The organism is Paramesorhizobium salinisoli (assembly GCF_003335045.1).
In the GTDB taxonomy this organism is placed as follows: domain Bacteria; phylum Pseudomonadota; class Alphaproteobacteria; order Rhizobiales; family Rhizobiaceae; genus Paramesorhizobium; species Paramesorhizobium salinisoli.
The window spans coordinates 1-8616 of the sequence record NZ_QOZG01000034.1 but is presented as its reverse complement, the minus strand read 5'-3'; the positions used below and the strand labels follow the sequence as shown (position 1 = coordinate 8616).

General features: G+C 53.6%; 11 protein-coding genes and 1 pseudogene. 3 read left to right on the top strand and 9 right to left on the bottom strand.

What is annotated here, in order from left to right:
• Positions 1-509: 509 nt before the first annotated feature.
• The 4 genes from DUT91_RS23930 to DUT91_RS25650 all read right to left on the bottom strand — a co-directional run bounded on the left by DUT91_RS23930 (position 510) and on the right by DUT91_RS25650 (position 2775).
• Positions 510-704, bottom strand: coding sequence for a hypothetical protein (locus DUT91_RS23930; RefSeq protein ID WP_114442907.1), 195 nt, complete (start codon positions 702-704; stop codon positions 510-512).
• A 399-nt stretch (positions 705-1103) separates the two neighbouring features.
• A complete protein-coding gene (locus tag DUT91_RS23920; protein ID WP_147272268.1) occupies positions 1104-1334 on the bottom strand; it encodes a hypothetical protein in 231 nt (76 codons plus the stop codon).
• Between the two features lie 409 nt (positions 1335-1743).
• The gene (locus tag DUT91_RS23915) at positions 1744-2301 is read right to left on the bottom strand and encodes a hypothetical protein (RefSeq protein ID WP_114442905.1); all 558 of its coding nucleotides are present in this window, start codon (positions 2299-2301) and stop codon (positions 1744-1746) included.
• 78 nt (positions 2302-2379) lie between these two features.
• Complete coding sequence (locus DUT91_RS25650; protein WP_147272267.1) at positions 2380-2775, bottom strand: hypothetical protein; 396 nt, start codon at positions 2773-2775, stop codon at positions 2380-2382.
• 332 nt (positions 2776-3107) lie between these two features.
• Here DUT91_RS25650 and DUT91_RS23910 point away from each other — a divergent pair, with 332 nt between their 5' ends.
• From DUT91_RS23910 to DUT91_RS27610, 3 genes and pseudogenes are all read left to right on the top strand, one after another.
• Complete coding sequence (locus DUT91_RS23910) at positions 3108-3296, top strand: hypothetical protein (protein ID WP_114442904.1); 189 nt, start codon at positions 3108-3110, stop codon at positions 3294-3296.
• Positions 3297-3319: 23 nt separating this feature from the next.
• On the top strand, positions 3320-3589 hold the full coding sequence (locus DUT91_RS23905) for a hypothetical protein (protein WP_245419980.1): 270 nt from the start codon (positions 3320-3322) through the stop codon (positions 3587-3589).
• 409 nt (positions 3590-3998) lie between these two features.
• Positions 3999-4952: pseudogene (locus DUT91_RS27610) on the top strand (ATP-dependent nuclease); the annotation flags it as partial.
• A 618-nt stretch (positions 4953-5570) separates the two neighbouring features.
• Here DUT91_RS27610 and DUT91_RS27605 read toward each other — a convergent pair.
• The 5 genes from DUT91_RS27605 to DUT91_RS26445 form a co-directional block, all read right to left on the bottom strand.
• Positions 5571-6002, bottom strand: coding sequence for a tape measure protein (locus tag DUT91_RS27605; RefSeq protein ID WP_425373838.1), 432 nt, complete (start codon positions 6000-6002; stop codon positions 5571-5573).
• Between the two features lie 97 nt (positions 6003-6099).
• Positions 6100-6561: an HK97-gp10 family putative phage morphogenesis protein gene (locus DUT91_RS23895; protein ID WP_114442901.1), complete on the bottom strand. Its 462-nt coding sequence runs from the start codon at positions 6559-6561 to the stop codon at positions 6100-6102.
• On the bottom strand, positions 6551-6892 hold the full coding sequence (locus tag DUT91_RS23890) for a gene transfer agent family protein (RefSeq protein WP_114442900.1): 342 nt from the start codon (positions 6890-6892) through the stop codon (positions 6551-6553). The genes DUT91_RS23895 and DUT91_RS23890 overlap by 11 nt, the downstream gene beginning before the upstream one ends.
• A gap of 59 nt (positions 6893-6951) precedes the next feature.
• On the bottom strand, positions 6952-7863 hold the full coding sequence (locus DUT91_RS23885) for a hypothetical protein (RefSeq protein ID WP_147272266.1): 912 nt from the start codon (positions 7861-7863) through the stop codon (positions 6952-6954).
• Positions 7864-8419: 556 nt separating this feature from the next.
• A partial coding sequence (locus tag DUT91_RS26445) for a hypothetical protein (RefSeq protein WP_210207968.1) occupies positions 8420-8616 on the bottom strand: 197 nt, incomplete at its 5' end.

Genomic DNA, 8616 nt, shown 5'->3' with positions numbered 1-8616 from the left:
CCGCCAGTTCCTCGTCGATGAACAATGCGACCTCGAGATGATCGAGCGCGTCATGGCAGATGAGGTGAAGCGCGTCCTATAGCTTCGGCGGCTCGACCAAGCGGAAATGCTTTCGCCGGACGCTCACGTTCTAACCAGGACTTTGGATCGGAAAGGGAAGGGGCAACGGGCGACGGCTTGAAGCTCTTGCCCCTTACCGGGCCGAAATGAGAAACCCGCCGCGCTGAATCTGATGGAAGGAGATGTATCTGGCGATCACCGCTCCATCCAGATCTTAATCAGCTGGATCACCGTGACCAGAAACATGGCAATGGTTATGACAGATGCGGCCACGTCAAAGATTTCCATCGGCTCCCCCTGGAAGGAATGTACATGGCCAAAGAGAGAAAGGCGCCCTTTGAGGTGCCAATCGAAGCGATACCGATCTACATTCATTAGCCGAAAGATACCGCGATATACCGACTAGTCGACAGCCGGTATCAGGCTATCAAATCGGCTTCGAAGTACGCTTAAAAGGCATCCTTGTCCGGGCTTTCTTCAAGGCTTTTTTCCGCCCCCGCCAGGATATGATCCAGGAACTCCCGATCTAAAAAACCGACGGCCTTCATATAGCTGCAGATCATTTGAAGAAATATCTGATCAGCAGCAACGTCTATCTTTATTTCCTCGATCGCCCGAGCGAGTGATTGTGTAGTCGCGTCCATGGCGCCTCCCACAAGTTGAATTCTGGGAGCTAAGCAAATCAGAACGCGAGAGTCGAGTCAGCCCTTGGAAAAAGAAAACCCCGCCGGAGCGGGGTTCATGTCTCGACCGCAGATCTCCTAGTGGCAGTGGCAGCCGCCGTGGTTGGTATGGCATCCATTTGAATCGGTGCCGCCGCTGTGAGCAAAAGCTGAGCCGGCTGCGACAATGGCGAAAATCACCCCAAGCAAAATTTTACGCACCTTCCCCCTGATAAAAAATGACATAAGGATATTAGCGGTTGTGCCTAAGGAGCCAACTTGTCCTCTGGTAGAATTCCTGCACTGCCGGCAACTTGCCGTCATTCTTGCACCACAGAAACACAGGCGGTTTAGTTCCAATGAGTTAGCGTCGTCGGCAACTCAGCCTATCGCTTCCGTGTCAAAGGAGCTGGCGTATATCTCCTGGACCATGGCTAACTCATCCTCTTGCTCCGCAATTGGGCTCCGGAGAATATCCTTGGCTTCTATTATTGCCATCAAGATGAAGTACGACAACATTCCGAACCCTTTACCTTCGGACATTTTGTTTAGCTCTATCAGCATGCCCAATATAAATTCAATCGCCTCATTATTGGTCGGATTAGCAGTCATGCACCCCCCCCTTAAAGTCAAATGGAACAAGATCGAGTTAAGTATTTATTAACAATTCATTCAATCTTAAAAGCGCATTCGCTAATGCTTTGTTTTAACATAGTTATAATTGGATTTTAAATATTGTGTATCTTTGAATAAATCTGGACTTTATACGTTTCAATATCTTCTCCAGGCGCTTAAACGCAAAAAAGAGCCCCGATCACCGCATGGGCGTCCGGGGCGAAATCTGGTGTGTTAGCAGATAGAGCGGATCATATATTCGATTTGGATCCTTTCATTCGGCCACGATTGAAAAACGCTGGCACTCTATTTGGCCGTAACGGACCAGCGGGAAAAAGGCCCTCTGCGCTATCGAGCTGGATGCGGGTTCTTGCCCAGCATTTTGACTGAGCTTGTGTTTAGAACCTCATTTGCCATAGATGCCGCCGTTAATGGTGGAGAACTCTCCGCTAACAGTGGGCACCATAATTTTACCTCCGTGCTCCCCGCGGTTAGGTAATGGCGTATTCAAGCATGGCACGGAGAGACCCGCACACGAGGCACGAAACCACTCGCGTTTGTCTCCTTGATCGGGCAACTCAGACGGAATAATTTTAATTTGAGTCGTTGAAGGACTTCCGAGCTGAGTTACAGTCTCGTTATATATTATTAGCGCTTTAAGATAGGCATTAGAGAACCAGCCGGAAAAACGGTGTCTCTTTTGATTGAAGTGCCAACTGAGCGAAGTACCCCCGTCGTTATAACAATCCAACGTAATCCCCACTTTCAACACGTACTTTTCTCGTGAGGCGACCGTAAATTGACTTGGACCCGGATTGGTTACACAGGGAGCCTGGGAAAAAAGTGTCAGATCAAAGGGGTCACGAGTATTATTTTCGAAGGTAATATCGACGGCGTGGGCCACGTCAAATCCGCCGATCAGAACAGCCATTCCCAGGCATGCAGACATGATTTTTCTGCGCATGGCATTTTCTCCTGAATGAATACTTCTATGGGAATATTTTACATATTAAAAAACATAGCAGTGATATACGCATTATAGTCAGCGATTAACTATCATCGTGAAGATTTTTCCGTTTCCATCACAGTATATATATGAATGCATTCCTGAAACGAGCGAGGCCAATAGACCGGTATAGAGCGCAGATCCTGCAGCCGTATCCAGCGTTAGACTTGAAAAAATTGGACCAGATACGCTCTTGCTGGCGTCATCTGTGAAATTTATTGCAAACACATTAGGATCATTGCTAAAGCCCGGCAGGACTGACGCGACGTAGCCGCCAAACGCTGTCCCTCCCGCTACGTTATTGCACAAGTTTGAACTGTCATTTTCACCTACCTTGGGTGGATTCTTGGCCGGCTCCTGAGAATTGGCCAATCCAATCATTGAAGACAGGACAATCGCCGAAATTCCGGCCATAGCTAAATAATTTTTCATAATTACTTCTCCGTATTATTTAATTAAGCATCACGTATATACAGAATGAAAATTCATCCCACGCAGCATTGTCGATATATTTAGTTCACGTCAAACGCACTTCGTTTACTTGGTGTGATTGCTGTAAATACGATATCTTACAGAAGATTATCAATTCGCCAATTCGGCAGTGCCATCCCAATGAAGAGCCCGCGTCAGCGTGAGAACACGGTCCGAGCCGCGCCCTTGACTCTCACCCTCCACCAGAACAAAATAGGAACATTGCGGGGGCGATGAAACCACGGACGCATTTTGGGGACGGCTGTGTCCGCTTAACATGAGCGGAGAATTCGATGAACGCGCCAGCCCGGCAATTGGACGACGAGCTAGAAGAAGTCCTTGCCTACCACGGCGGGGACGCCCGCGCCGCTATAAAGGCACTCCTGGCGGATAGGGATTATCTGCTGCGGGAAATCGAGATCGCGGCCGCTGCAGTCTCTCCCGGCTACACACGCGGCTGGAAGCCAGGGCATCCGCGATGAGCCGTTCGCGTGGTGACTGGCCAATGACGCTGATCAATGAGAAATATCCGTTTCAGGTCGTCCTCTATTTGACGGATTGGCATCGAACGAACCTGGCCCAGCTGATTGCTGACCGTGATAGGCTTGGCGGCTATCGACTGGATGGCACGGCCTACTATAACGGGTGCCACTTCACCATCGTGAGGCTCCCCACAGAAGAGAGCAGGGCGGAGTTCATGCGGCTCTATAGCGGTGTTCCCTTTGACCCCAGCGATAAGAAGAGCAGGCCGTGGGAGAGCTACTTTGATCTGTGAAATGACGGTGTCGATTGCCACGCTGTTTGCCTGGGGCGCCCACTAAGCCATTGACATGCAGCCTGTTGCAGTTTGACGAATCGGCAGAATGGCCCCTTTGGCCAAGGTATTTCCCCTTGACGGACCGGCCGCAAGGGGTAGGAAGCAGAGGGGCGGATTTTGGGCGGCTGCGCGAAGATAGCTGGCGTTCATATGGCCAAAGAGCTTCGGCAGAAACACGCCGCCTGTCGCTCATAGCGGTAGTCCCGCCCCCCATGAGCGGACATAGTACTGGTGACGGCGTTAGGTTATCCCCAGCACTGCCATCGTGCATAGCCATCCGGACAGAGGAGATGCATCTAAACTCTTGCGGCATTTCGGTTTGACGTCCCTGCATCCTCAACTTAACCTAGAAGAGGGGGCAAATTATATGCGCGTTGGCTACGTAGAAATTGAGAATTTCCGAGGGATAAAGGAACTATGTTGGGCGCCTGCGGCCGGGGTCAATTGTCTGATCGGTCCAGGAGATTCCTGTAAGACTACCATTTTGGATGCCGTCGAACTGGCGCTTTCACCTCGCCACACCTTGAGCTTCGACGATCTAGATTTCTTTGGAGGCGAGTTCAATAAAGCCACCAAAATCATTGTGACTTTAACTGACCTGCCGGACGAATTCATTTCGGATGCGATGTATGCTCCGTATCTGAGGGGCATCTCTGACGATGGAAAGGTCGTCGACGAACCCCCTTTGCCCGAGAAGGGCCAACATGCCTTATCAATCATGCTCAGCATTGATGAGGGCCTTGAGGGAAAGTGGACGCTTTGGAATGAGCGTGTTGCTGCGGGCGACATGAAAGAGCGCTCGCTGACTTATGCGCACAGAGCAAGCGTTGCCCCGGCTCGCTTGGGTGTCTATGCGGACCGGCATCTGAGTTGGGGGCGGAATTCCACACTTGCCCGCATGAGCGAAGGAGCCGCGGCCACCCAGGACATTCTCGCCCGTGCCGGCCGACTTGCCCGCAATCATTTCAAGACAGAGGCGGCGACGCTTTTCAAAAGCAGCCTCGAGAGCGTCAAGCTGGCTGCCAAGAAGGTGGGCCTCGCACTGCCGGGTACGATCGCTGCCGGTCTGGACGTCCAGAACCTTGCTATTACAAAGGGAAGCGTCGCCATTCACGATGGGGAAGTTCCCCTTCGTGCATTGGGCATGGGATCGTCAAGGCTACTCGTCGCGGCCCTGCAGGATTACTCCAAATCGTCCTTATGCCTGACCATCATCGACGAAGTCGAGCACGGGCTCGAGCCTCACCGGATCGTTCGCCTTCTGAAGCACCTGAAGTCGAAGGATCGCATAAGTCCTCAGGTGTTCATCACTTCGCATTCGCCCATTGTTATCCGCGAGCTGAGCGTTCACGATCTGCATATCGTCCGCCGCGCGGAGGACGGTAAGGTGACGGTTCGGCCTGCCAACAAGAAATATAGCAAGCGGGATCCCCAGGCGCCTCCTCGTTCGATGCCTGAAGCATATCTAGCTCCCACAGTGCTGATATGTGAGGGAAAGACCGAAGTCGGCCTCCTGAAGGGACTGGATGATTATTGGGTCGCCCAGAATCTCGACAGCCTGGCTCTCAAGGGCATCGCGCTGGCTGATGGAGGCGGCGTCGACTATGCCCCAGCGCTCGCGGGACAGTTCTGCGGCCTGGGCTACCAGGTGGGCTTACTGTTGGATTCCGATCAGGATCCTGCGGACACCGAGATTCTTGGAAAGTTGGAAAAGGCGGGTGTCACCGTGTTTCGTTGGGATAAGGGTTGCTCAACGGAAGATGTCCTGTTTCACCAGATGCCCCTGGCCGCCGTCGAAATGCTCTTCGATTACACCCTCACCTTCCTCGAACAGACAGCTATTCTCGATGCGGCCAACAAGCCCCGGCAAGCGGATGATCGCTTCACTTCCATCGATCAGGTTAGAGGCCGCCTAAGCGACGCGACCGTTCTCGACGCCTTAGCAGCTAGGGCAAAGGGGAAGAAGAAAAAGGACAGCGAGAACCTGCATGGAGCTTGGTATAGCCGACGTGCCAGATACACGAAGCGCCGTTGCTACATTATCCGTGAAGCCGAGCAACTGCTCGGACGACACCCCAAGTTCCTTCTGAACCAGCGACACTCTGCTATAAAGCTCGACCAGCGATTCAAGCGGTGCGGCGTTCTTCTGTGCGCTCGCAAATAGGCTGTCGTAAACCCTTGTTAGGTCCGTTCCAGATAGCCCAGCAACCTTTAGGGCATTCTCTGTCCGAGTTGCGGTGTCGATTAATTGTTGTGCTCCGGCCAGCGAAGCTGCTCCTAGCACACCTGCACCGAACGCACCTGCACCAGCACCAATTCCAGCAAAAGCCGCGCTTATGCGGCCAGCGCTCTTTTTAGCGTCTCTCTCCATCGCGGAGAACTTGCTTCGTATGATCTTGCGCCCGCGCGCCATGTCGCGTTCCAGCTTCGCGGTGCGGGCCTCAAGCGTGAGAAAAAGCCCCTCTGAATCAGTTGCCATTGAATGCATCCTTCGCGGCCTTTTTTACCGCCCTCGTAATCCTAGATTTCGCGCGCTTCTTGTTTGTCCGGTATGAGACGAAGAAAAATGGACGCGCTGGTGTGCCGGGGTTCTGTGTGCCGGGAAACATGCCGCCGTTGATGTGCGGAGCGGATCCGAATTCTACCAGGTGTGCGTATCGAACCTTGCTGTTGCCGGCGTAAATCGTGATGACTAGGTCACCTGCTGACGACTTCACGGCACCGACGCGCTGGCTGTATTTGGGTGCGTCGCCCCAAGTCCATCCAATGCTATCGCGCAAGTCGCCTTTATCAACGGCCACGAGCGATTTCATCATTGCAACGATCTCATCGGCGCCTTGGGCCATGGCCAGCTTGGCAGCGGCGCGTGCTGCCTGAACAACCGCGCGCATTCGTTTTTCAACGGCGGCCAGCCCGTTGTTAGTCGCCATCCTTCGCCTCTTCGTTTCCGAAGAATGCCGCCTCTAGAATGCGCAGAGCGAGCGGAAAAAACTCGCCGATTGGCCGCCCCTCGACATAGCGATGGATCAGACCTAGCGCTGACGTTGAGGGCATTCCGCCGCCGATCAGCGCCCATCGCAGGATGTCGCGAAGATGTTTAATCTCGCAGCTACTCGTGGCAGCCATCTGCCGACATAGGAGGTAAAGTGAAACCTTATGCTCTTCCTCGAAACTGGCGGCCTCGCTCCATCCCAGTTGGAAGGGATAGATTTTGTCACCGAATGGTGCTTCGAATCGAGCGTAATGTTGTTTTTCAGACATAAGTTCTCCTTCCCGCACGCGGCGGGTTGTGGTGGTCTAGGTGTTGTGGTTTTGAGTGGCTACTTAGGTATGGCGAAGATGTAGTAGCGGATGCCTGCAATATCTGGGTATTGGACACCCCAGTCCCATGTACCAGATCCTGTATTGACCATCGTGCTTGGATTCCCTGGCGCGATGTAAAATTTCACCGATGTGTCGGTAACCTGAGCAATGCAACTTTGGTTGGTGGGCCGATGGTTGTAGCTGCCCGAATTATCGGGGTAATGATAAATCTGCGCGAACATCGGCGGTAAGATGCACCCCGGGAAATTAACCGCGTACTTTAGGTATGGGCGGAAACCGCTGTTTGTGAAGTTTATAGTCGCGGCCTTGTTTCCCAACTTCAACTCGTCTCCACTGAGGGTCTCAGTGAACGAGGACAGCGGAATAAACCCCTCCGCCACAATCTGGAGCGTCGGAAAGCGCGTGTCGAGCAGGATGTCATTAGGTAGCGGAGCAGTGTCGCTGGTGCCGGGCTTTTTGATTTGGATGAAATCCTGCGCGCCGTCATTGTCGCGCCTCTCCACCAAGACGCCGCCTGTCGTAGGTGCCCTGAAGTCCACGCCAAACACAATGTATCGAACGATGAGGTTCGCTTGACCTTCATTGTAGAAAGTCACCCCGCTCGGGGCTACGCTATAGGTCAGGGCGACATTGAAATCTGGCGTATATCCAGAGATGATAAGCGATGGCACATACTGCGGCAGTCCGTCCACCCGCGCCATGACCTCGACCACGCAATCAGCGGATAGCGATATCCCAGGAGGCGCCGGAACGAATGCCGTAGCGCCTGGAGCAAAGGCGCCTGTTTCACCCGCCATAAGGCACAGAGGTGGGTTGCGTGTGCTGTCGATGATCCGCTGCCGACCAGACGAATTGTCAACTGTATAGCCGGGCCTTGTCAGAATAAAGCCTGCAGAATTGAGGCGCATCACCTCTTGGCCAGATTGAACAGGCAGCGAAGGCTTCGGGATAGCGTTATTGTCGGCTGGTAGGTCCCACCAGACCGTTACGATGTCCCTTGGTGTCGCATCCCATTGAAAACTGCTTGGGAGCCCCCCGGAGCGACCGTCCATTCCGCTTTACGTTTCGCTTTGCGAAGGGTGATCGCGTCAAAGAGTTTACGTTCTCACTGCCCGTACCGCTGGACCGCGGCGTGTTTAAGGATGGCTCGACTTACGAAACCGGTGACGGTGTCACGTGGGGTGGCCACTACTGGATTGCTCAGGATACGACCACTGATAAGCCGGATAGCGGCAAAGGGTGGCGCATGGCAGTTCGACGCGGTCGCGATGGTAAAGACCCGAAGGCGGAGACGCCAGTTTCATCGAAGGTCGCTGCAGGCCGAACGGGAGAAAAGCCTTGAATCATGAAGCAATAGGACGGCTCGTCATCGAAGATGGCGTCCCGGTGGAGCGCGTCGCTATGGCAATCACACTGGCCAAGATCGCGAGTGCCGCCCTTGAAAGCGACGTGAAATTGTTGCGCCTACGCGGCGCGACGGACGACGAATTGGACGCGTACAGTAAGCGCCGGAATGCGGAGCTCAACGATTGGCTCCTCGCTTAAGGCGCGTAACGTCGCGAGCCGGATCGCGTTTTCGGCAAAGCGCCCGATTACACCGTCACGCGATTCGTCCTTCTCGATTTCGCTTTCCTGCCAGTCCTCAATTTCCAGCCACGCCT

What these genes read in the sequence shown, in the direction of transcription:
- DUT91_RS23930 (WP_114442907.1), bottom strand. Translation starts at nt 704, where the DNA reads ATGGACGCGACTACACAATCACTCGCTCGGGCGATCGAGGAAATAAAG.
- DUT91_RS23920 (WP_147272268.1), bottom strand. Translation starts at nt 1,334, where the DNA reads ATGACTGCTAATCCGACCAATAATGAGGCGATTGAATTTATATTGGGC.
- DUT91_RS23915 (WP_114442905.1), bottom strand. Translation starts at nt 2,301, where the DNA reads ATGCGCAGAAAAATCATGTCTGCATGCCTGGGAATGGCTGTTCTGATC.
- DUT91_RS25650 (WP_147272267.1), bottom strand. Translation starts at nt 2,775, where the DNA reads ATGAAAAATTATTTAGCTATGGCCGGAATTTCGGCGATTGTCCTGTCT.
- DUT91_RS23910 (WP_114442904.1), top strand. Translation starts at nt 3,108, where the DNA reads ATGAACGCGCCAGCCCGGCAATTGGACGACGAGCTAGAAGAAGTCCTT.
- DUT91_RS23905 (WP_245419980.1), top strand. Translation starts at nt 3,320, where the DNA reads ATGACGCTGATCAATGAGAAATATCCGTTTCAGGTCGTCCTCTATTTG.
- DUT91_RS27605 (WP_425373838.1), bottom strand. Translation starts at nt 6,002, where the DNA reads ATGGAGAGAGACGCTAAAAAGAGCGCTGGCCGCATAAGCGCGGCTTTT.
- DUT91_RS23895 (WP_114442901.1), bottom strand. Translation starts at nt 6,561, where the DNA reads ATGGCGACTAACAACGGGCTGGCCGCCGTTGAAAAACGAATGCGCGCG.
- DUT91_RS23890 (WP_114442900.1), bottom strand. Translation starts at nt 6,892, where the DNA reads ATGTCTGAAAAACAACATTACGCTCGATTCGAAGCACCATTCGGTGAC.
- DUT91_RS23885 (WP_147272266.1), bottom strand. Translation starts at nt 7,863, where the DNA reads ATGCGCCTCAATTCTGCAGGCTTTATTCTGACAAGGCCCGGCTATACA.